Origin of the sequence: Polynucleobacter sp. MWH-Jannik1A5 (assembly GCF_018881795.1) — a bacterium.
GTDB lineage: Bacteria > Pseudomonadota > Gammaproteobacteria > Burkholderiales > Burkholderiaceae > Polynucleobacter.
In genome coordinates, this window is record NZ_JACVPQ010000001.1 from 157,770 (window position 1) to 179,462 (window position 21,693).

General features: G+C 43.3%; 22 protein-coding genes. 8 read left to right on the forward strand and 14 right to left on the reverse strand.

Translation table 11 applies throughout. The annotated features are described in order from the left end of the window. The first annotated feature begins 4 nt into the window (after positions 1-4). Positions 5-970, forward strand: a complete 966-nt coding sequence (locus ICN23_RS00725; RefSeq protein ID WP_015420595.1) for a potassium-tellurite ethidium and proflavin transporter — start codon at positions 5-7, stop codon at positions 968-970. Between the two features lie 21 nt (positions 971-991). Here ICN23_RS00725 and ICN23_RS00730 read toward each other — a convergent pair whose 3' ends face one another. Genes ICN23_RS00730 through ICN23_RS00745 form a run of 4 tightly spaced genes read right to left on the reverse strand, consistent with a single transcriptional unit; the run spans position 992 to position 6,250 of the window. Beyond that, a complete protein-coding gene (locus tag ICN23_RS00730) occupies positions 992-3,412 on the reverse strand; it encodes an adenosylcobalamin-dependent ribonucleoside-diphosphate reductase (RefSeq protein WP_015420594.1) in 2,421 nt (806 codons plus the stop codon). Next, positions 3,393-4,607 (reverse strand): nitronate monooxygenase family protein, encoded by a 1,215-nt coding sequence (locus ICN23_RS00735; RefSeq protein WP_255532671.1) that lies wholly within the window; start codon positions 4,605-4,607, stop codon positions 3,393-3,395. Before ICN23_RS00735 ends, ICN23_RS00730 begins: the two co-directional genes overlap by 20 nt. Before the next feature lie 51 nt (positions 4,608-4,658). Beyond that, positions 4,659-5,813 carry an NnrS family protein gene (locus ICN23_RS00740; protein ID WP_216230480.1) on the reverse strand — a complete coding sequence of 385 codons (1,155 nt, stop codon included), beginning with the start codon at positions 5,811-5,813 and terminating at the stop codon, positions 4,659-4,661. A gap of 11 nt (positions 5,814-5,824) precedes the next feature. Continuing rightward, complete coding sequence (locus ICN23_RS00745; protein ID WP_216230481.1) at positions 5,825-6,250, reverse strand: PAS domain-containing protein; 426 nt, start codon at positions 6,248-6,250, stop codon at positions 5,825-5,827. Between the two features lie 206 nt (positions 6,251-6,456). Between ICN23_RS00745 and ICN23_RS00750 the strand changes: the two genes are divergently transcribed. Continuing rightward, positions 6,457-6,663 (forward strand): DUF3079 domain-containing protein, encoded by a 207-nt coding sequence (locus ICN23_RS00750; RefSeq protein ID WP_216182416.1) that lies wholly within the window; start codon positions 6,457-6,459, stop codon positions 6,661-6,663. Positions 6,664-7,110: 447 nt separating this feature from the next. Here ICN23_RS00750 and ICN23_RS00755 read toward each other — a convergent pair whose 3' ends face one another. Continuing rightward, positions 7,111-7,725 (reverse strand): class I SAM-dependent methyltransferase, encoded by a 615-nt coding sequence (locus ICN23_RS00755; RefSeq protein WP_216230482.1) that lies wholly within the window; start codon positions 7,723-7,725, stop codon positions 7,111-7,113. 131 nt (positions 7,726-7,856) lie between these two features. Here ICN23_RS00755 and ICN23_RS00760 point away from each other — a divergent pair, with 131 nt between their 5' ends. Continuing rightward, the gene (locus ICN23_RS00760) at positions 7,857-8,648 is read left to right on the forward strand and encodes an energy transducer TonB (RefSeq protein ID WP_216230483.1); all 792 of its coding nucleotides are present in this window, start codon (positions 7,857-7,859) and stop codon (positions 8,646-8,648) included. A gap of 92 nt (positions 8,649-8,740) precedes the next feature. Next, a complete protein-coding gene (locus tag ICN23_RS00765) occupies positions 8,741-9,091 on the forward strand; it encodes a DUF3147 family protein (protein WP_216230484.1) in 351 nt (116 codons plus the stop codon). 128 nt (positions 9,092-9,219) lie between these two features. On the opposite strand, the gene ICN23_RS00770 is transcribed toward ICN23_RS00765, so the two are convergent. Then, the gene (locus ICN23_RS00770) at positions 9,220-9,594 is read right to left on the reverse strand and encodes a helix-turn-helix domain-containing protein (RefSeq protein ID WP_216230485.1); all 375 of its coding nucleotides are present in this window, start codon (positions 9,592-9,594) and stop codon (positions 9,220-9,222) included. A gap of 157 nt (positions 9,595-9,751) precedes the next feature. Between ICN23_RS00770 and ICN23_RS00775 the strand changes: the two genes are divergently transcribed. The 3 genes from ICN23_RS00775 to ICN23_RS00785 are packed head-to-tail and all read left to right on the forward strand — an operon-like array spanning position 9,752 to position 10,988. Next, positions 9,752-9,949 (forward strand): hypothetical protein, encoded by a 198-nt coding sequence (locus tag ICN23_RS00775; protein WP_216230486.1) that lies wholly within the window; start codon positions 9,752-9,754, stop codon positions 9,947-9,949. A gap of 2 nt (positions 9,950-9,951) precedes the next feature. After that, positions 9,952-10,308, forward strand: coding sequence for a hypothetical protein (locus ICN23_RS00780; protein ID WP_216230487.1), 357 nt, complete (start codon positions 9,952-9,954; stop codon positions 10,306-10,308). Further along, positions 10,305-10,988 (forward strand): response regulator transcription factor, encoded by a 684-nt coding sequence (locus ICN23_RS00785; RefSeq protein WP_370624740.1) that lies wholly within the window; start codon positions 10,305-10,307, stop codon positions 10,986-10,988. Before ICN23_RS00780 ends, ICN23_RS00785 begins: the two co-directional genes overlap by 4 nt. A gap of 25 nt (positions 10,989-11,013) precedes the next feature. Here ICN23_RS00785 and ICN23_RS00790 read toward each other — a convergent pair whose 3' ends face one another. The 5 genes from ICN23_RS00790 to ICN23_RS00810 all read right to left on the reverse strand — a co-directional run bounded on the left by ICN23_RS00790 (position 11,014) and on the right by ICN23_RS00810 (position 16,528). Then, positions 11,014-11,949: a ketopantoate reductase family protein gene (locus ICN23_RS00790; protein ID WP_216230488.1), complete on the reverse strand. Its 936-nt coding sequence runs from the start codon at positions 11,947-11,949 to the stop codon at positions 11,014-11,016. 273 nt (positions 11,950-12,222) lie between these two features. Further along, positions 12,223-12,645: a thioesterase family protein gene (locus tag ICN23_RS00795; protein WP_216230489.1), complete on the reverse strand. Its 423-nt coding sequence runs from the start codon at positions 12,643-12,645 to the stop codon at positions 12,223-12,225. A gap of 141 nt (positions 12,646-12,786) precedes the next feature. Continuing rightward, on the reverse strand, positions 12,787-13,674 hold the full coding sequence (gene mmsB, locus ICN23_RS00800; protein WP_216230490.1) for a 3-hydroxyisobutyrate dehydrogenase: 888 nt from the start codon (positions 13,672-13,674) through the stop codon (positions 12,787-12,789). A gap of 79 nt (positions 13,675-13,753) precedes the next feature. Beyond that, a complete protein-coding gene (locus tag ICN23_RS00805) occupies positions 13,754-15,265 on the reverse strand; it encodes a CoA-acylating methylmalonate-semialdehyde dehydrogenase (protein ID WP_216230491.1) in 1,512 nt (503 codons plus the stop codon). A gap of 45 nt (positions 15,266-15,310) precedes the next feature. Beyond that, positions 15,311-16,528 carry an ABC transporter substrate-binding protein gene (locus ICN23_RS00810; protein ID WP_370624741.1) on the reverse strand — a complete coding sequence of 406 codons (1,218 nt, stop codon included), beginning with the start codon at positions 16,526-16,528 and terminating at the stop codon, positions 15,311-15,313. 120 nt (positions 16,529-16,648) lie between these two features. Here ICN23_RS00810 and ICN23_RS00815 point away from each other — a divergent pair, with 120 nt between their 5' ends. Further along, positions 16,649-17,575 carry a LysR family transcriptional regulator gene (locus tag ICN23_RS00815; RefSeq protein WP_216230493.1) on the forward strand — a complete coding sequence of 309 codons (927 nt, stop codon included), beginning with the start codon at positions 16,649-16,651 and terminating at the stop codon, positions 17,573-17,575. Positions 17,576-18,528: 953 nt separating this feature from the next. Here ICN23_RS00815 and ICN23_RS00820 read toward each other — a convergent pair. Genes ICN23_RS00820 through pyk form a run of 3 tightly spaced genes read right to left on the reverse strand, consistent with a single transcriptional unit; the run spans position 18,529 to position 21,691 of the window. Further along, the gene (locus ICN23_RS00820) at positions 18,529-18,972 is read right to left on the reverse strand and encodes a hypothetical protein (protein ID WP_216230494.1); all 444 of its coding nucleotides are present in this window, start codon (positions 18,970-18,972) and stop codon (positions 18,529-18,531) included. Between the two features lie 20 nt (positions 18,973-18,992). Beyond that, positions 18,993-20,279, reverse strand: a complete 1,287-nt coding sequence (gene eno, locus ICN23_RS00825) for a phosphopyruvate hydratase (RefSeq protein ID WP_216230495.1) — start codon at positions 20,277-20,279, stop codon at positions 18,993-18,995. Beyond that, positions 20,276-21,691 carry a pyruvate kinase gene (gene pyk / locus ICN23_RS00830; RefSeq protein WP_216230496.1) on the reverse strand — a complete coding sequence of 472 codons (1,416 nt, stop codon included), beginning with the start codon at positions 21,689-21,691 and terminating at the stop codon, positions 20,276-20,278. Before pyk ends, eno begins: the two co-directional genes overlap by 4 nt. Positions 21,692-21,693: the final 2 nt, after the last annotated feature.

The window sequence follows — 21,693 nt, forward strand, 5'->3', positions numbered from 1 at the left end:
AATAATGATACAAAGAGACAAAGAGCCCAATTGGCTTCATCGCCTACACCCAGGACTATTTGGCATGTCCCTAAGCTTACTTAGCCTCTCCTTCGCATGGAGTAAATACTCTCACGTCACTTCAATTTCAACTTTTTGGATTGAACGTTTTTTTCTTGTACTCGGCATCTTCATTCTATGCTTTCTAACAATACTCTGGAGTATTAAGGCGATTTTTTATCCTCAAGCGATTAGGGAGAAGTTCTTAAACCCGGTTTTAGGCCCAATGATGGCTTATTTTCCTATTAGCACAATGCTTGCTATCGCTCTACTATTCCCCAGATTTCCGGAATACTCTACGTTTGCTTATACGTTAACTGCTATCGCGCTCATTATTCAAGTCACCATTGCTTGGCGAGTGGTTCATATGCTCTCAATGGGTAATATGCCCACTGACCAAGTAACACCAGCGCTGTATCTACCCATTGTTCCTGGCGGCTTAGTTGGAGGCGCTGCGTTAGCTGCAATTGGATTGCCTGGATTTGGATATCTTGTATGGGGAATGGGTCTTGGAGGTTGGGCGTTATTAGAAATGCGCATTTTGCATCGCTTGTTTGCAGGCCCTCTGCCACCGCAATTTCGCCCAACCATTGGAATTGAAATGGGTCCAGCAGCAGTTAGCACCATCACCGCCATTACGATTTGGCCAAACCTTCCAGTTGATGCCATCTTGGTAGGTTTGGGTATTGCATCAGGTCCTATTTTTGCAGTACTCACGAGATGGCGGTCTTGGACGGCGGTCCCCTTTTCATTTGGATTTTGGTCATTTGCATTCCCTGCTGCTGCAACCACCTCTTGCGTCATTGAGGCGGTTATACGAGGAGGCTGGCCCCATCAAGCTGCGACGATTGCAATTGCTATTTCTACTGCGCTTGTCCTATTTTTGCTAGCCCGAACAATAATCTTGTTGATTCAACAAAAACTATATTGAACTCACTGCATCCACAGATGATTAGCCACACGCTCCGACGTAACCACAACTTGTGCAGTAATCACAGCCATCTTTTTTTATCATCGCATGAGCGCCACAGTCCGGACATTTTTTCCCAGCCATTAGGCCCCCGCCCGTGCTTTTTTGAGAATCAAGCTCACCAATCGTAAACTCCTCTGCAGCTTTAAATTCTGTAATTCCCCTTTTGGCTAGGATATTCTCAATAGCAAAAGCTACAGCAGCCACTTCAGAGTCATGCCACATTGGGGCTACAGCACCATCTTGCTTTTTCTTCGTTCCTAATCGAACAGGCCCTCTATCCCAAGCAACCTTCCTCATATCGCTTAAAGCTCTAGCAAGAAAGCCTCCCCGCGCTGCAAGAGAGAGCATTCGCATACTCGAAGTAATCCACTGCTGAGACTCTCCACTTTGACCTACAGGCATAAAAAATTCAATTGCCCTCTCAACACTTGCTTTCTTGCCAGCAACCACCCCCTCAACAGTCAAAAAGGAAATAATTAAATACAGCGTTTTTTGCCCATCCTGAGTCCAGTAATTAATTTTCTCAGCCACCGCAGGTAATTCGCCATTAGGACGGCGATCCACCACTTTTTTTGACGGACTATTTCTCCAATCCTCGCCATCTAGATCTGCGCTTAAGGGATTCTCGTTTGGACTAGGAGTTACCTGCAATACCGAACCCAAAATACTATTGGGTCGATAGGTGGCCATTCCCTTGAGCCTGGACTTCCATGCCGTTAGATATAGATCCTTAAATTTCTCATAAGGATAATCTGCCGGAACATTTACCGTTTTTGAAATGGCGGTATCAATAAATGGTTGAACTGCTTCCATCATCAAAATATGATCTTCAGCAGACATTTCTAAGGCAGTTACGAAATACTCTGGCAATACATTGACGTCTCCACCCAATTCCTTATACATCCTCCAAGCGTGATCCTCAACCGCATACTCTTTCGTTGAGCCATCAGCCTCTCTTTTCTTTCTGGTATATGTCCATGAGAAAGGAGGCTCAATTCCATTTGATGCATTATCTGCGAATGCAAGACTCACTGTTCCAGTAGGCGCTATCGACAACAGGTGGCTATTTCTCAAGCCAAACTGCCGAATTTTTTTCTTCAAATCCTCACCAAGTCGACTCGCAAAATTTCCACCCGAAAGATATTGGTCGATATCCAAATCTGGAAATGACCCTTTCTCCTGAGCCAATGCAATTGAAGCCTCGTAGGAAATATCACGCAACTTTTCTGATATTTCCGCGGCCTTTAATCTCGCTGGAGCGCTGTTGTATGCCAGCTTAAGCATAATTAAGGCATCTCCAAGACCGGTAAAGCCTACGCCAATACGTCGCTTTGAGTGGGCCTCTAATCCCTGCTCTTCAAGTGGCCAGTATGTTGCATCCAAGACATTATCAAGCATGCGTACTTGAACCTTCACTACTTCAGAGAATTTATCGAAATCAAAATAAGGTTCGCCTGAAAACCCGAAAGGATTGACGATAAATCTGGGGAGAATTATAGGGCCTAGGTCACAACAACCATAGGGAGGCAAGGGCTGCTCACCACAAGGATTGGTCGCCTCAATCCTCTCGCAATAATACAAATTATTATCCTGATTAATATTGTCCAGAAATAAAATTCCAGGCTCGGCAAAATCATAGGCCGATTGCATAACCGCATCCCAAACATCTCTTGCTTTTACTTTCTTGTATACCCAGATTTGATCCGATTTTTGGTAAGCTCCATCCGCAATCAATAATTCACCAGGCTTTGCCTTGTGTACTAGCTCCATCTCCCCATCATTTTCAACCGATCGCATGAAATCATTTGAAACGCCAACGGAGACATTGAAGTTATTCCATCGACCCGGCGTTCTTTTTGCCGTAATGAAATCCAATATATCTGGGTGGTCTATTCTCAATACGCCCATTTGAGCCCCCCGTCTTGATCCAGCGCTTTCTACTGTGGAGCAGGATTGATCAAATACATTGATGTAACTACAAGGGCCTGAAGCAATTGAGGCGGTTCCTTTGACCTCGGAACCTTTTGGTCGAATTCTAGAAAAGTCATACCCAACCCCGCCGCCACGACGCATAGTTTCGGCAGCCTGCTTTAAAGCCTCATAAATACCAGGGTAACCATCCTCATCTAAGTCCTGAATACAATCTCCAACCGGCTGCACAAAGCAATTAATTAGAGTTGCCTTAATCCCAGTTCCCGCTGAGCTCATAATGCGACCGGCGCCAATGGCGCCTGCATTGAAATTCTCCAAGAATTTCTTCTCCACTTCTTCGCGTAGAGACGGCTCTTCTACTGAGGCGAGACTTTTTGCCACCCTTGCAAAAATAGTTTGCTCATCTTTTTCACCATTTTTTAAATACTTTTCAGCTAATACATCAAAACTAATTGGCTGCATAACCATAATTTTCTGGCTCCACTTCTGACAATAATTGGGTAATTAATTCGATGACGGGGCGTATCTGATTGCCAAAAGGTAAGGCGCCGGCCCCTCGAAAAAACAACCCTTTCTGTACATTGCCAGTAAGGGCGCTCCCAAGGACCTTATCAATGCAAAATTGACCCCATGAACCATTACCATCACGCAAGCCGCAATCATGAAGGCAATCAAAAATCATTGTGCAACGTGGTTTTTTGCGAGCCGTACCTTGCAGAATGCTCTCAACCTTTAGATACTTTCCAAGCCAGGGAGTTTTGACTGCTCTAGCTGGAAGTCCAGCCACACTTAAAAACTCAACTAAATCCTTTTGTTTGGCATTAGCCAGTACATGTTTAAATGCCTCGTCAGCGTCGCTCTCACAAGTTACCGCAAAAGCAGTGCCTAACTGGACGCCAGATGCTCCAAGTGCCTGCAAGCGCTTAATGTCTTGTAAGGAAGAAACTCCGCCAGCTGCAATTAGCGGAATCTGCCCTTCAATTCCGATGGATTTAAAAAAAGTAAGCACCTCAGGGATGACATTTTCAAAATCAAATTTTGGGTTGTGAATATCCCCCACGCTAGATGCCCCTACATGCCCTCCAGCCAATCTAGGATTCTCGATCACAATGGCATCAGGAAGACGCCCTTTCTTCATCCATTTTTTTACTAATAATTGAACGCCTCTAGATTCTGACAGAATTGGAATCAAAATGGCATCCGGAAAATCTGCCGCTAGATCCGGCAAATCAAGCGGTAAGCCGGCACCCACTACGATGGCATCAGCTCCATTCTCTAAGGAACACCTTACATAGGCGGCATACTCATTCACAGCCTTCATGACGTTTACTGCAATTAAACCAAATCCCTCAGAATCTACTTTAGCCTGGGTAATTTCCCGCCTTAATGCCTCAATGTTCGCTTTATTAATGACCTCTCGACTATCCGAACAAGGAGATAGGTGTTGGGTCTCTTGCATTAAGTCTGGATGCAAACGTCTCAAATCAATGGAGGAGATCGTTCCCATGCCTCCATTTTTTGCAACTGCGCCAGCAAGACGATGAGCTGATACCCCTACACCCATACCGCCTTGCACAATAGGAAGAATTGTCTTGCCTTTGATGACTAGCGGTGTAATCCCGCTCTTAGTTAGTAGATCTCCTGAAAAGGAAGGAATCATCATATTCATTGGCATACCCATATAAGAGACTGCGCTATCAACTCAATAGCGCCACTACCCTGGTTGCCCATCCAAGCGGGGCTTGGTAAGCCAAGGAAAGTACTTGTAGATGTAAAGAATGAAAGCCAAACACCAGCAGATACCAGCTAACCCAATCGTAAAATGGAACCAAACGCCCACTGTTAAATGCGCAACCATCCAAATGACTGCTGTCACCTGCACCAATACATAACAGCTCACTTCTATTGCCCCTGCCTTAATCAGCCTGCCTGTATGCCCCATAGCCGTTCTGGTAATCATGCCAATAATTAAGCCGCCCGTAGCACCAATACCAAAAGCATGCAGAGCGATATACATGGAGACCAGCCCAAAAGATGAAAAGCCGAGGAGGATAAAACCTAAAGGAATCCAAAAATAGGCAGCGTGTAGGATCCATACGATTGGCTTGGATCGTGTAGCCAAAGGCTTCCAACCTAACAGCAAAATAAACTGTAATACGCCGGTCAGAATGCATATGAGAGCAGTAACAACGCTGACTGAAAAGAATATCCAAAGCAAAAAGGACGTCGCACTGAATGCCAGCACAACAGTTGCAAATGATTTATTGCGAAACTGCTTTAATCCTACAATAGCATTTGCGGTAAAGCTTGGGATCACTCGACCACCAATCATGATTTCGATCATCACAATTAAAAATAATGATGAAATCAAAGGGGCATTACTATCAATGCTGATATGCCCATAGGCAGACATATAGAACAGCCCATTCAATACTCCCAAAACACTAAGAATCAGGGGCAGGAATAGATTTCTCACCATGTTTCTTTGTAATATCAACTTACCAATAATCATTGCGATGATCGGCAAAAACAGAATGTCAATAATTACAAAATACGAACTAAATAACGGACCAAGTCTCCCCGCAATCCAGAAAATTGCTAGCAGCATTAACGATCTGCCCTTAGGTGTCTCAAGCCCCGTCCATGATCTAACTGCAGTTAGGGAGAAGCCAGCTACAACTGTTGTTGCAAACCCAAAAATCATTTCATGGGCATGCCACTGAATTCCAGGAATCGAGCCAATACCTCGAATACCAGAACCACTGAGCTCCATCAGCCATTCCAAAATAGCCACTACAGACCAAAATGCCGCCAATAAATAAAACGGTCTAAAGCCTAGCGCAAAAAGCGGAATGGTCTTCTTTGGCATATCTGCTTTAATTACGACTTCGCCTCTAGTTCAGCAATGCGTTTTTTGAGTTCACGATCCGTCTGAAAGCGCTCCGTATCATCCCTCACAATCGCTGCAATAGCGCCTACATTGCCATCTTCATCCGTCAGCATTGCCACTGTGAAAGCAATTGATAAAGATCTCCCCTCTTTGTGAAGGGCCGGTACGGTGAGCAAGGTAGAACCGTAGCGGGTAGTTCCCGTCTCCATGGATTTTTTATACCCGTCCCAGTGCCGCGCTCTAAAACGCTCTGGCGTAATGATGTCCAAACTTTTACCCAGAGCTTCAGCAGCTGAGTATCCAAAAATTCTTTCTGCAGATGTATTCCAAAAAACAATATCGCCTTTGGCATCTGAAATAACAACACCATCACCCATCGCGTTGGCCAACTGCTCAAAATCAACTTGGTATTTCATATTCAGACAAACTCCGTAAGCTAGGGATCAAAAGGTCTATTGTTTTTAGATTTTTGGATTCTCCACGTAACCAGTGGTTATTGAAATAGCTCTATAGAACTATGCCCAACAATAAGGCCTCTTTAAACGCTTGAAATGCAGACTTCTTTTGCTATAAATCAAATACTTGGAGATAAACAAGCGTTTAAATACAAATAAAAATTGATATGCTAAAAAAATTCCCCCTCAACCCACCACATCCAGAACGAGTATGTTGGGGATGCGAGAGATATTGCCCGTCGAATTCAATGGCATGTGGAAATGGATCCGATAGAACACAGCATCCCCATGAGCTTTTTGGAGATGGCTGGGAAAGCTGGGGGCTAGATGATCGAGAGTCTTTTAATGATCTTAAAAAATCAGCATGTGACTGAATGATCCTGCTATCGCTAGAGCTACTCCGCAGTTATTTAAAGTAATACCCACAAAAATACCAATTCGGAGATTAGCATCTTCATTCCTAGTGGACCGGCTAGGGGGTGAATCTGGGGACATAAGATTCAAATAGTGCAGGCCTTGGTGACTACTTTTGGCCGCCCTCTATTGCCGAAAAACCTTCAAGCGCCCCGTTTTAATCATTCGCAAAGCACCTCATAAGGCCCAACCGTCACGCTGAGTGACACTAGATAATTCATGTGACTAACGCTCGAGCACGAGGGCTGAGATAGACTCCGGTGATTACAAAACAGGCTTTCGACGTGCCTCTTAACGGCAAGGAGAATGCGCCAAAAAGGAAATTATTAAAAACAACTACCTGAAGGTAATTTTAGTAATTCTTAGAAGTTTGGAACAGAATCGACAGATCTCGAAAATGCTCGACCCTATTCCATCCTACAAAAGCAATATAGGAACTGTTGCGTAGCTCCCATTGGGGTTTGATGGATCTCAGTAGAGCTATCAATAAGCTTAAAGGTCTTACCAAACTGCCCATGTAAATGTTCAGAATCATAGCGAACTACATCTAGGCCGCTACATTTCTCGGGGCCTTCAGGGCCAAAGGTGGACATAATCACATAGCCGCCATGCTTCACTGAGCGCATTACTTGCTCTACGTATCTGGCTCGCTGAGCTTCTTCAGTTAAAAAATGAAATACGGCTCTATCGTGCCAAACGTCAAAATAGCCTTGGGGTAATGTTGCTTGAGTAATATCAGCGCAGTACCAGTGAACCTTATCAGCCAACTTGCCAATACGATCCCTTGCTACATCAATTGCTTTTTGAGAAATATCTAAAACACTGAGGTCCCCATAACCCTCAGACAAAAGGTCGTCTACCAGTGTAGATTCGCCACCACCAATATCAATAATGGCAGCACTCTTATCAGCACTTGCTTGGCGAATAAGATTTAATGATGTCTCAAGATGAGGTGCATACCAACTCACCGCATCTGGCGCTTTGGTGCCGTAAACCTTTTCCCAGTGCTGTTTGTTATCCATAATTACCTTTTACATAATTATTTTTTCAATTCTATGCTCTTTTAAGAAATAGTCTCGATATCCATGACATTATCTAGGCATTACAAGCCATCGCCCCTCATAAGCAATAGAGTCTAATCCCCCACCATTTCATGACACGAGCTCGGCTTAGCCACTTAATCGCTATTTGGGTATCGATTGCCATCCACCTTGGACTGATCTTGTTATGGGCAACATATGAAGGATTTATCTTTGTTAAACCCAAAGAGAAAAATCTGGACATTATTGAAGCTTATATTGAACAGCCTATTGCTAAAAACAATAGTGACCTAAATGCTAGTCCAAATAGTGACAATCAACCAACCTCACTGGTAGCACTATCAGCCCCAACCGCAGAAGAGTGGGCTTTCGCATCTAAGTACACACTAAAAAATAGCAAGGGATATCGCCACTCTTTTGGCCAGCAAGTGCGAAGCATGATGGGAACTGCTGTTGAGGGGCCAGATCAAGGGCATGTGAGATTTAGAATTGAAATTGCTCCAAATGGAACTGTTACTAAAGTGGAAGCACTTTGGAAAACATCTGACAAAGCAGAGCAACTAGCTAGACAGGCAATGAAGTCTATGCCAGCTTTGCCACCCACCCCTACTGGTAAGCCACTTATTTTTGAGAGAACGATTTCGCTCACACCATTTGCTACAAATGATGCCCCAATTTACAGGGATGATTGCCTGCCTGATACGCCTTCGTTTAGCAATCCATTTGCTTGGGATGGCAAGTCGCCTCAAGAAATCAAGAAGAACAAGCCTGCTGAAAAACTCAGCACTGAAGCCTTGGCTGAATGCCTAAAGCAATTACCTCAGGACTCTATTGATGGCATAACTGCTGAAGCTCAACGTCAACTAGACATATGGAGTTCAGGAAAACTCAATCGAGGAAAGTAGCATTCATATTCATGCGTATATACGCATATATATACGCCATTGTTTTAGACGACATTCCTATAATGGGGTAGGCACACACAATAAAGGCTTCTATGGCTTGGATCATCACCAAATATCTCCTAACCGCAGGAATGGTTGTATTCATTTCTGAAGTTGCCAAGAGAAGCGATAGGCTGGGCGGCTTTATTGCGGCATTGCCACTAATGACCGTTTTAACTTTGGTATGGCTATATGTAGAAAACCAGCCCGAGGAAAAGATAGCCAATCATGCCTATTACACCTTTTGGTATGTGATTCCAACGCTGCCTATGTTTCTATTGTTTCCATACCTACTTCCAAGGCTGGGGTTTTGGATGACTATGGGAGCTTGCGTAGTGGCAACTGTTATCTGCTTTAGCTTATTTGCTTTGCTGATGAAAAGTTTTGGAATTAATCTGCTTTAGGCAATGGCAGTTATTGGCCGAAAGCAGCCCCACAACCGCTACTTTAATTAACGCTCAAAAGGCAAAACCCCACCACTGCTGATGAGTGTTTGCTTTTCTGGTGGGCCCACCAGGACTTGAATCTGCCTCTAGAAGCTGGGTTTGTGAGATCTACTCTGGGTGACTATACCCTTCAAAGCCTTCTCTAAACAATCTGACATAAATTGCACATACTTTATTGCCAGCTTAGTAGGGATAACGGATTTTTTACGAGCATCTGCTTTATCAGCAACAAGTTTGACATAACCCAGTACAGATAAATTTTTAAGCCTACCATGCAGCGTAGCTTGAGAACCGAGGTGGCTAAGGTCTATAAGCTCGCCTACCAATAAGGGAATCTTTCGCGAGTCTTGCTGCATGATGTATTCAAGTAACTGAATTTCAAGGCAATCTAAAGCGCGCCCTGGATTCATGCGATCAAGCGCATCAATCAGATTTAAAAAGCGAATATAGGCATTTGGCATCTATGGATAGTAAGTCATCCTAGAGCTACATTCATTGACCATCGTCAAGCCAAACCAAAGCTCTCTTTGAGCGCTCCTTTAATTTTGCGGCAGTGCATTATAAAAATTAGAACCAATTCTCATTCTCTAAGCGTATAGTTAATTTTAAGGGGAATAGATGAAGCGGATTGTAGATATCTACCGAAAAGAGCAAAGGGACCAAGTTCTCTGGACTTATATCGTCTCTCTAGGCGGAGATGGTTCTCACCCTAGTCTTGAAGACTTTAAAAAAGAAGCTTTACGATTAGCCGTTATGGATAAACGTGGCTCACTTACACACTTAGATGCTTATGTCCATCTTGAAATCATCAAATAACCATGGGTAATAGCACATTACACGCGATCGCTATTGACGAGCTTCGCTACTCAAATCCAAACTTTTATAATGAGTATGAACTGTTAATTGAGGGTATCAGCGCACAAATTCGAGAGTTAGCGAAAAATCAAGCTGATCATTTAGATTACAGTAGCTTTACCGAAAGCTATGATCGAGCTAGCCATGAGCCGGTGTTGCAAGTGGTCATTGGAATCCAAAAGACAGAGTTGTATATTCATATCTATATCCACAAAGACAATTACTTTGTTATCGGCAAATCTGGAAGTGGCACGATAGCCAGAAATGTGGAAGAAGCGCTAGCACTTGTAGCGCAAAAGATAAAATCGATTAAAGAATGAATCGGCAGCGAACAATGCTCAATCAACCCAACCCCTCCCCTCCGGGAAAAGGCGGTGTGGTGTATGTCATTGATGATGATGAAGCGATTCGAGATTCCCTGGCTCTACTACTTAATGCCTATGGTTTTAGGGTTAGCCCTCATGAAAGTGCCGAGAGATTCTTGCAATCACTAGCCGCTAGTGATCAACAATCTTTGGGCTGTGCTTTAGTAGATATTCACCTTGGCGGCATGTCTGGAATCGAACTTCAAGACATGCTTCTGAATATGGGTCTTAATATTCCCATCGCATTTATTACTGGCCATGGGGAAATCACCACTGCGGTAAATGCACTTAAAAAGGGGGCTTTTGACTTTATTCAAAAACCAGTAGATGAAGAAAAGCTTTATAGCTTAATCAATGAAATGCTATCAAAGGCCTATCTTAGTAAAGAACAATCTACGGAGCTCAAAGAGATCAAAGAGAGATTTAGACTTCTGACCCAAAGAGAAGTTGATGTGCTTGATCGCATTATTGCTGGCAGGATTAATAAGGAAGTTGGCCTGGACTTAGGTATTTCAATTAAAACCGTAGAAGCGCATCGAGCGAACCTCATGGAAAAGCTTAAGGTAAATCGTGCGGCTAAGCTACTTCAGTTAACCTTGAGATATCGAGAGGCTAAGGCTAAAGGACTTATTTAATGGGAACCGTTACTTAAAGTAACGCTCAAATAGGCATTCTCGATTCCAACATTTTTATCATTGCATAGACTGATTCATTCAATGGGGTAGGAATTTCATATTCCTTTCCAAGCTTAACAATATAGCCGTTGAGATAATCAATTTCGGATTTCTTTCCACGCCTTAAGTCCTGCGCAGTTGACGATATCTGAGTAGACATAGTTTTTGCTATAGCATCATTAGCCGCCATTGCTTCATGCCTCTCTATATGCAGTCCTTTTTGAGCGGCTATCTGTAAAAACTCCTCAGTAATCCCGTTAATTAATTTCACAATTTCAGGAACCTTTACCATTTCCCCGTATGCAATCTGACCAATTCCTGAAATGGCGTTGTAGGAGCAATTAACCAAAAACTTTAACCACATGTCCTTTAGTATTTGGGGCGCTATTTCACAAGGCACAGCTGCACTCTGAAAAAGTTCACAAACGCCAGCAAGATTCTCAGAATCCCTTAGGGACAACTCCCCCACAGTTCCCACCAATAACTCACCCCTGCCATGATGTTTCATCACCCTATCGCCCACCATTCCACAGGCCACATAAACGACAGCGGGATATACAGCAGTGGAAATAATTTGTGAGGCTACATCTACATTAGCAACCCCGTTCTGTAAACTCAGTACAACTGTTTCTTTTGGAAGAATTGGCGCTAAGTCTTTGAGTGCTTTCTCGGTATCATGCGACTTGACGCAAAGCAAAATCAAATCAGCATCAGATAAAAGTGATATGTCATTACTCGCTTTGATGGGTATGGTCTCATTAAATGTTTGACACTCCATTGCTAACCCATGATCCTGTATTGCTAGAGCGCGATCCGATCTTCCGACTAGGGTAACGTCGTGATGGGCACGAGCCAACATGCCACCAAAAAAGCAGCCCACAGCCCCAGCACCCAATACATAAATCTTCTTGAAATTCTTCAATTTCTTATTGTTTAGTTATTTTTCTCTAAAAAATATCCGCTATCTAAGCGGATACAAGCCATAGCTAGTTATGGAGGAGACTTTTTTAATCCTACGCTCACTTTTTTATGTAAGCAAGCGTTACTTAAAGTGTCGCTCAAAAGACAAAACCCCCACCATTTCTGATGAGGGCTTGCTTTTCTTTTGGGCTCATCAGGACTTGGAACTACTTCAAGCCGATCTGGAATGTGACTTTTGGCTAAAAATTACGCTCTCCTCTTAATTTAAGAGGGGTTAAGTATGGGCTAGCTTTGACCTAGCTCGCTCCTCAAACTGCTTCTTATTTATAACTACTCTTTCGTGGCGACCACGTGAGATCACATCAACTTCATCGTGAGCCTCTACCTGGAAAATGAGTTTTCTACCTTTAACGCCAATGAGCTCAACATTCGCGGTCACTTCCATGCCCACAGGAGTGGCGGCCTCATGAGTAACACTAATTAATGTTCCAACAGCTTGCTCTTCTGGCCAATCTAAATGAGGAATAATGGCCCTTACACAAGCTAACTCTAAAAAGCCAACCAAAAAGCCTGTGGCAAACACTTCGGGTCTTACTGCGGCCTCACCTGACTCAGGATACATGGCAGGTACAGTCTGACTATCTGTGACCGTAAATTTACATTGATATTGAATACCTGGCTTTAAGGTGTCTTTCATATAAGCAATCCGTAGAATATTGGTTAATTTTGTTACAGACTACTGCAAAAAAGTTGCTGCTAGGGCCACATTCAATCATGTCTAGTGGAGACTTTCTTTTCCATTATGCGACCAAACCCTTGGAGCATTGCCGTCAGAAGGTTAATTTTTATGCAACTTAATGATCGCAGAAAAGTCTAGCTGGCCATTTCCTTGGGAACTAAATAGTTGATAGAGTTGCTGCGCAACCGCACCAAGAACAACTGGCTCTTTGGCAAATTTTGCTGCTTCAGTCGCTAGACCTAAATCCTTAAGCATTAAATCAACGCCAAAACCTCCTTTGTAACCCCTCGAAGCTGGAGCACTTTCAACCACATCGGGATATGGGTTGTAAATTTCAGAGCTCCAACACCTGCCACTTGATGTATTAATAATTCCGGCCAACACCTTAGGATCCATTCCTAAAGAAACTCCCAATGACATTGCTTCTGCCGTAGCGATCATTGAGATGCCTAGAAGCATATTGTTGGCCACTTTGGCAACCTGTCCATTTCCAGAGTTGCCGCAATAAACAATATTTTTTCCCATCTGAGACAGTAGTGGTTGCGCATACTCAAAATTTTTTTTTGTACCGCCAACCATGAAAGTCAGGGTGCCGGATTCCGCCCCTCCCGTTCCTCCAGAAACCGGGGCATCCAACATCGGATTACCTTTTTCCAGAGCCGCCTTAGCAACCTCTCTAGCAGTTTGAGGGTCAATAGTCGAGCAATCTATTAAAAGCACATCTTGAGAAACTGACCCAAAAATTCCGCCCTGCCCTAGATAAACCGATCGCACGTGCTGACTTGCGGGAAGCATCGTAATTACCACCTCAACATTAGCAGCACTTGCAACCTCCGCTGGAGATTGGGCAATACTTGCACCCGCCGTACGTAGCTGATCCAGAGCCTCTTTAGACAAATCGAATACAGTTAATTCATGGCCAGCTTTTATTAAGTTTCTGGCCATTGGGCTGCCCATATTACCCAAACCAATAAATCCTAACTTCATACTCTTCTCCATAAGACGCCCATGCAGGGCAAAGAAAATCCCCATGAACCTTATCTAGGTCGATGGGGACAAGACGATATTACTTTAATGAGATGGTGGTATTGACACCGCTACTCTGATTGTCTTCTTCAAACCAACGAGAAGTGACTGTTTTTGTTTGAGTCCAGAAAGAAATTGCCTGCTTGCCATTGGGGCCCAAATCTCCCAATTTCGAAGCGCGTGAACCAGTAAAACTAAAGTATGCAACCGGCACCGGAATTGGTACATTAATACCAACCTGGCCGACATCAATTTCATTTTGATATTTTCTGGCAGACCAACCACTAGAGGTAAAGATAGAAGTGCCATTACCATTTGGATTTGCGTTAATAAATGCAATTGCATCATCTAATGTATCAACACATACTATATCCAGAACTGGAGCGAAAATTTCTTGATCGTAAATGTCCATTCCAGGCTTAACCTCACTAAAAATAGTTGGCCCAATAAAGTTACCCTCTTCATACCCAGGAACGATACACTTTCGACCATCTAAAAGTAGTTTTGCACCTTGCGCCACACCTGAGTCAATCAAAGCCAAAGCACGCGTTTTAGCATGCTTATTTACCAAGGGGCCGAGATCAGCAGATCTGTCTGTACCAGGCCCCACTTTCATGGCTGATGACTTTTCGACAATTTCATCAATCCAATTTTTTGCATCGCCAACTAAGACTGTTACAGAGTTCGCCATACATCTTTGACCTGCTGCACCAAAGGCCGATCCCAATAAATTATTAATGGCTTGACTTCTATTGGCATCAGGCATGATTACGCAATGATTTTTTGCGCCCATCATAGACTGCACACGCTTGCCAGCCTCTGAACCGCGACGATAAATATGCGTACCTACTTTAGTTGATCCGATAAAGGAAATTGCTTTGATATCTGGGTGATCGCAAATCATATTCGCTACGTCAGGGCCGCCATGAACCACATTTAAAACGCCTGGAGGAAGTCCAGCCTGATGAGCCAATTCCACTAATAACATGCTTGAGCTTGGATCTTGCTCAGATGGTTTCAATATGAAAGTATTCCCCGATACGATTGCCATTGGGAACATAAAACACGGCAACATCACAGGAAAGTTAAACGCAGTAATTCCAGCGCCCACACCGATGGGCTGCATCAGAGTAAAGACTTCTACACCAGTTGCCGCATTTTCCGCCATTTCACCCAACTGCAAGGATGTTATCGAGCAGGCGTGCTCAACTACCTCTAAGCCGCGGCTAATCTCCCCTTCTGCGTCAGACAATGTTTTACCATGCTCCCTAGTAATTAACTCTGCCAATGGGGCGATGTTATCCCTTATGAGTTGCTGGAATTTCAGCATGATGCGCATGCGATTAGATAGCGAGACATTGCGCCAAGTTTTAAAAGCTTTCTTAGCGGAAGCCACCGCCATATCCAACTCTTGCTGTGTTGCAAAGGGTACCGTTGCTACAACCTCTTGCGTGGCCGGATTAATTACATCGCGCCACTCTGAGGACTTAGATTCGAATGGCTTACCGTCTATGAGGTGATGAATTTTAGGAACTGATTTACTTAATGTCATATTTACTCTTTGTTATCGTTAATGTTTATCAAAGCACTAATGCAATTATTTTTTTACTAAAGGGCAGGTAGATTCCGACAAGGGCTTAAATGCAATTTGTGAAGGAATAGTGCTTACTAAGTTGTAGTAATCCCATGGACCCTTAGATTCACTAGGCTTCTTAACCTGGAATAGGTAGACATCGTGGATCACGCGACCATCAGGTCTGATAGAAGCATTACGCATTACCGCATCCTTAATTGGGGTATCGCGCATTGTTTGTGCAATAACCTTCCAGTTATCTGATTTGGCTGCAGCAACAGACTTCAGATAATGATAGGTACTTGAATACACCCCTGCCTGAACCATTGTTGGCTTAAAGCCCTTGTGCATTTTTTCAAATCTCTTGGAAAAAGCGCGCGTCTGATCGTCTAGGTCCCAATAAAAACCTTCTGAAAACAGCAGGCCTTGAGCGGTGTTTAAACCCATGGAATGAACATCGGTTAGGAAAACCAGCAAAGCAGCCACTTGCTGCTGGCTTGTGGAGCCAATACCAAATTCTTTTGAGGCTTTAATGGCATTCACCGTATCTTGAGCGCCATTCGCCAAAGCAATGACGTTGGCCTTGGATGCTTGAGCCTGAAGCAAAGCAGATGAAAAATCACTATTATTTAAAGGGTGCTTAACGCTACCCACAATAGTGCCGCCATTTGCCTTAACGATATCCCCAGCCTCTTTTTCTAGAGATTGGCCAAATGCATAATCGACTGTTACAAAGTACCAAGTTTTACCGCCCTTGCGAGTTATTGCGGAAGCCGGACCGGAGGCAGATGAATACGTATCAAACATCCAGTGAAATCCATTGGGCGCACAATCTTCGTTAGTTAAGCGCGTTGTCGCCGGACCGCTATACATTGCAATCCCGCCTTTTTCTTTAATTAACTTTTGAACTGCCAATGCTCCCGCAGAATTAGTGAGGTCTACGATGGCATCTACCCCATCTTTATCCATCCACTCACGAGCCTTAGCAACCATGATGTCTGGCTTATTTTGATTGTCAGCGGACACTAAATCAATTTTCATACCCTTGCACTCAGCTTTTAGGCAATCATCAATCGCCATTTTTGCTGCAATGACAGAGCCTTCCCCGCCCATCCCGGAGTACGGGCCGGACATATCCGTCAAAACGCCAATCTTTACACCGCCATTACTTAAGTCAGCCTGTGCAGTACCCACTGCGAGCATTGCACCTAAAAGTATCGATAATTTTTTGATTCTCAGCATTTTCATTCCCCTGATTCTTATTTTTGATATTTGCCCTTACATACCCAGCGAATCTTACTTAGGTATTTTTACAATTAGAATCAAGTAAAATGCATATTTAGATTGCAAATTTGCATAACTATGAATAGCAATTCCATTAACTGGGACAACATCAGAGTATTTCTGGCCGTTGCCAGGCTTCAATCCGCCTATGAGGCCTCGAATCATCTAAAAATCGACCAATCCACAATCAGTCGTAGACTTAAAAAACTAGAAGAAGAGATTGGATCGGAGCTCTTTACGCGCAATTCGCAAGGACATTTGCTTAACGCTAATGGCCACCTCCTACTCGAATATGCCGAGTCCATTGAAAACACCATCTCATCCATGGAGAGCAAGCTTGGAGGAGACAGTCAGGTATTAACTGGCTCGATTAGGCTTGGGGCTACAGAAGGATTCGGAAGTACTTTTTTAGCGCCTCATTTAGCAAATTTCTGTGAGCTGCACTCAGGATTAACCGTTGATTTGCTGGCGTTACCTCGCCTCATCAATCTCTCAAAACGCGAGGCTGATCTTGTGGTCAGCATTGAAAAACCAGAGACGGGTCCATACATCGCATGCAAACTAACAGACTACAAACTCCAAGCCTATGCAACCCCCAAATATTTAAATGATCATCATCAAATTAAAAATCTAGAAGACTTAAGCGAGCATAAATTCATCGGCTATGTTGATGAATATTCCTTTAGCCTAAAACTTCAGTATCTAAAAAATCTAGCGCCAAATGCACATGTGCCCTTCAGAAGTAGCAGTCTTACCGCTCAACTACATGGAGCTCTTCAGGGAAAAATGCTCGCCGTATTACCTTGCTTTTTAGCGAAAAATCATCCAACACTGATTCCCGTCCTGCCCGAGAAAACAAGCTTTAATAGGACCTTCTGGTTAATTGCTCCAAGCGAGCGTAAAAGTGTCGCAAGGGTTACTGAACTATGGGACTACATAAGACATATTTCCTCGATTAATCAAGACTATCTTCTTGGGGATAGCTTGGATATTAATTGGAATTAGACTAAATTTAATTGCCATCTAAGGGTTACTCTAGTTAAATTTTTCCAAAAAACCCGAAGGTAGCTTTAATATTTCTTGGTTGTATCGGTCAACCGTTACTTAAAGTAACGCTCAAAAAAATACCAACCCGAAGGTTGGTATTTTCATTTCTGGTGGGCCCACCAGGACTTGAACCTGGGACCAAAGGATTATGAGAGCAGAAGCCCATGATAGAGCCATATAAACAGGGGGTCTGCGGGTGGTCAGTGTCGGTGTGTAAGCAAATGTGTAAGCAAATTCACGCATTTACTAGAAGAACTCTCCAGCTCTTTGGTTTCGAAAACCAAAGGATTTTTAGAGCAACCGTTTAGCACTTCGTTGCTCCAAAGTGATTTTTTAGTATTGATAAGTGTTACTTTAAGTAACACTTAAACCATATGGGCACAACAGGCAGCTAACCATCCTTGCTGTCTTGCTCGTTCATACGCGTAAGAAAAGCGCCTCTTAAACTCTATTGGTTTTGACATTGACTACTAGCTTCAATGCATCGCTCTAAAGTCCACGTCGCAGGTACGGCAGGCTTTCTTTTGAATCCTTTAATATGTGTAGTGCACTTAGTAAGCCATCCACGTTTAATAGCCTTACGATAACTGACTGGACTCTCTTGCTCCCACTTCTCCCTTGTTGGAAAATGGGATGCCTCCTCTATGCAACGCTCAAGAGTCCAATATCCTTCCTCCATTACAGGTTGATTCAAACACCAAGTTCTAACTGGTTCATTCGTTCTCAATAACTTAAATAAAGGTATTTGGTTACTTTTAGCCTGCATAAATACCTCCTACACAAATTAACCTAAAATATATATTTCCGACTTAACATTAAAAATTAGATCAGCTCTATAAGAAAACCTATGCTTGATTGAGTATTGAGAAATAATGTTCAATATCGCTCATTAGCTATAGTCCAGAGCCTATTTAATTAGAACTTTCAGAAAGATTGCGTAGATTTCTCACCTTCACAAGATACTCATCATAGATAGGCTTTAAAACATTATCTGTCGATGATAAAAAATAGTTCAAAACAGAATTAAGAAAACAGTCATGAACAATCAAAATAAATTCGGAGATAAGTCTCTGACTATTAATTGGATCTAGATTTCTTTTTTGAACGGGTAAGAATAAGTTTTTACTGAGTAAAACAACTAAATCCCTATAATACGCATCTAATTGATCGTTACTAGCTACATATGAAAGTTCTTCAAATGACTTCTGAATGAGCTTTTGATGTAACTGTAAAATTTCATTAGTATTTAAAAGCTGCTGGGACCAGTAATGTGTAATAGCATCTGAATCCAATTCATCCGACTTGTATAGTAAATCCACTAAAGAAAAAGAACGAGACACTCTTTTATTCATCATTACAATAGTTTGAAACGAAATCATCTATTTAGGTTATAGAAAACAGATTTACCTGGATAAGTAGCAACATCACCTAAATCTTCTTCGATACGCAGCAACTGGTTGTACTTGGCAATACGATCAGAGCGTGACAATGAACCTGTTTTGATCTGGCCAGCATTAGTGCCAACGGCAATATCGGCAATCGTACTATCTTCAGTCTCGCCAGAGCGATGTGAGATCACGGCGGTATAGTTGGCTCGCTTAGCCATCTCAATAGCGGCAAAAGTTTCAGTCAATGTGCCAATCTGATTGATCTTAATGAGAATGGAGTTTGCAATACCCTTCTCAATACCTTCTTTCAGAATGCGTGTATTGGTTACAAATAAATCATCTCCCACTAACTGAATTTTCTTGCCTAATTTTTGGGTGATATCAGCCCAGCCATCCCAATCACTCTCATGCATGCCATCCTCGATCGATACGATCGGGAATTGATCTGCTAAGTTACCGAGATAGTCAGAGAATTCACTAGAAGTGAGCTGCAAACCTTCACCAGATAAGTTGTACTTGCCATCTTTGTAGAACTCGCTAGCTGCGCAATCTAGCGCCAACAAAACATCTTCACCTGCTTGATAGCCAGCACCTTCAATTGCTTTCATGATGGTTTGCAGACATTCTTGATTGCTCTTAAAGTTAGGCGCAAATCCACCCTCATCTCCAACAGTGGTTGGCATACCTTGTGCACCGATAATTTTCTTGAGTTCATGGAAGATTTCTGCACCACAACGCAATGCCTCGCGGAAACTTTGCGCTCCCACTGGCATGATCATGAATTCTTGAATATCTAAGCTGTTATTGGCATGTGCCCCACCATTCACAATATTCATCATGGGAACTGGCAACTGCATGCCACCGGAGCCACCAAAATAGCGATACAAAGGCAAACCAGCCTCTTCAGCAGCAGCGCGTGCCACAGCCATAGAAACAGCCAGTGTTGCGTTGGCGCCTAAGCGCGCCTTGTTATGCGTACCATCTAGCTCAATCAGGGTGTGATCCAGAAAAGCTTGTTCACTGGCATCAAGGCCAAGAATAGATTCAGCGATTTCAATATTGATATTTTGGACCGCCTTGAGAACACCTTTGCCCAAATAGCGCTCTTTATCGCCATCACGGAGCTCAATGGCTTCACGTGACCCTGTTGAAGCGCCAGAAGGCAATGCTGCACGACCCATAACACCAGATTCGAGTAAAACATCGCACTCAACAGTTGGGTTGCCGCGGGAATCAAGTACTTCTCTACCAATGATGTCAACAATGGCGCTCATCGTTTTAGCTCGGCGATTTTCAAAAGGTTTGTTGATCCCGGTTTTCCAAATGGAATTCCCGCGCTAATTGCAATCTTTTTCCTAGCCTTAAACCCCATATCTAAGCAGGTATCAATTGCCAATCTTTCCATTTCTTCAATGTTTTTTGATTCAGCACCAATGACTGAACGCACCCCCCAAACCATGCAAAGACGTCTAGCTGTGCTGATATTTGGAGTAATACTCAATATATTTGTATCGGGGCGCTGTCTCGCAGCTCTCAGACTTGTATAGCCGCCACTGGTGTAGGTAACAATAGCTGCAGCATTAATCGCTTGAGCCACATCTCTTAAGACGCCACAAATTGCATCAGCTTCATTTAAGACTTTAGCGCCCAATTGCTGCGCGTCTGATGCATTTGTTTTGGAGTAGCCAGGATCCTGCTCTACTTCACTGACAATCTTATCCATCATAGTCACTGCTTCAACTGGATACTTCCCACTAGCTGATTCTGCGGAAAGCATCACTGCATCTGCTCCGTCATAGATTGCATGCGCTACATCTGATGCTTCGGCGCGCGTTGGGACAGGAGTGTTAATCATGGACTCCAACATTTGCGTAGCTACAACTACGGGTCTGCCGTATTTTTTTGAAAGCGCGATGATATTTTTCTGTGCTTGGGGCACCTTTTCCGGCGGTAACTCAACTCCAAGATCGCCTCGGGCAACCATCACACCATCAGAGGCCTGAATAATTGCATCTAGACTTTTCAATGCTGCTGGCTTCTCTAATTTAGACATGATCCAGGCCTTACCCTTAACCAGATGACGAGCTTCATGAATATCTTCGGCCCGCTGCACAAACGATAGGGCAATCCAATCGACGCCTAATGACAGAGCAAATTCCAAGTCAATTTTGTCTTTAGCCGTTAAAGCCTTGATAGGTAGGATCGCGTCGGGAACATTAACCCCTTTTCTATTTGAAATCGCCCCTCCCACCACTACCTCTGTCTTGATCTCTGTTTTGGTAGAGCCGATTACTTTTAAGCGCACCTTGCCGTCATCAATCAACAGATTTTGTCCTTTTGCAACCACCTTGAATAATTCAGGATGAGGAAGATACACTCTCTGGCCGTTACCAGGTTTATTTTTGCTATCCAAAGTAAATGATTGGCCCTGCTTGAGAACAACCGATCCCTGGGTAAATGTTCCCACCCTCAATTTTGGCCCTTGTAGATCAGCTAAAATTGCTAAAGGTTTCTTTACCTTATCCTCAACCTTCCGAATAGTTTGATATCGCAATTTATGGTCGTCATGTGTTCCGTGGCTAAAGTTCAAGCGAAATACATCTACTCCAGCTTTTACTAAACTTTCTATTTCTTTGGCACTACTACTCGAAGGACCTAAAGTCGCTACTATTTTTGCTTTACGCATGA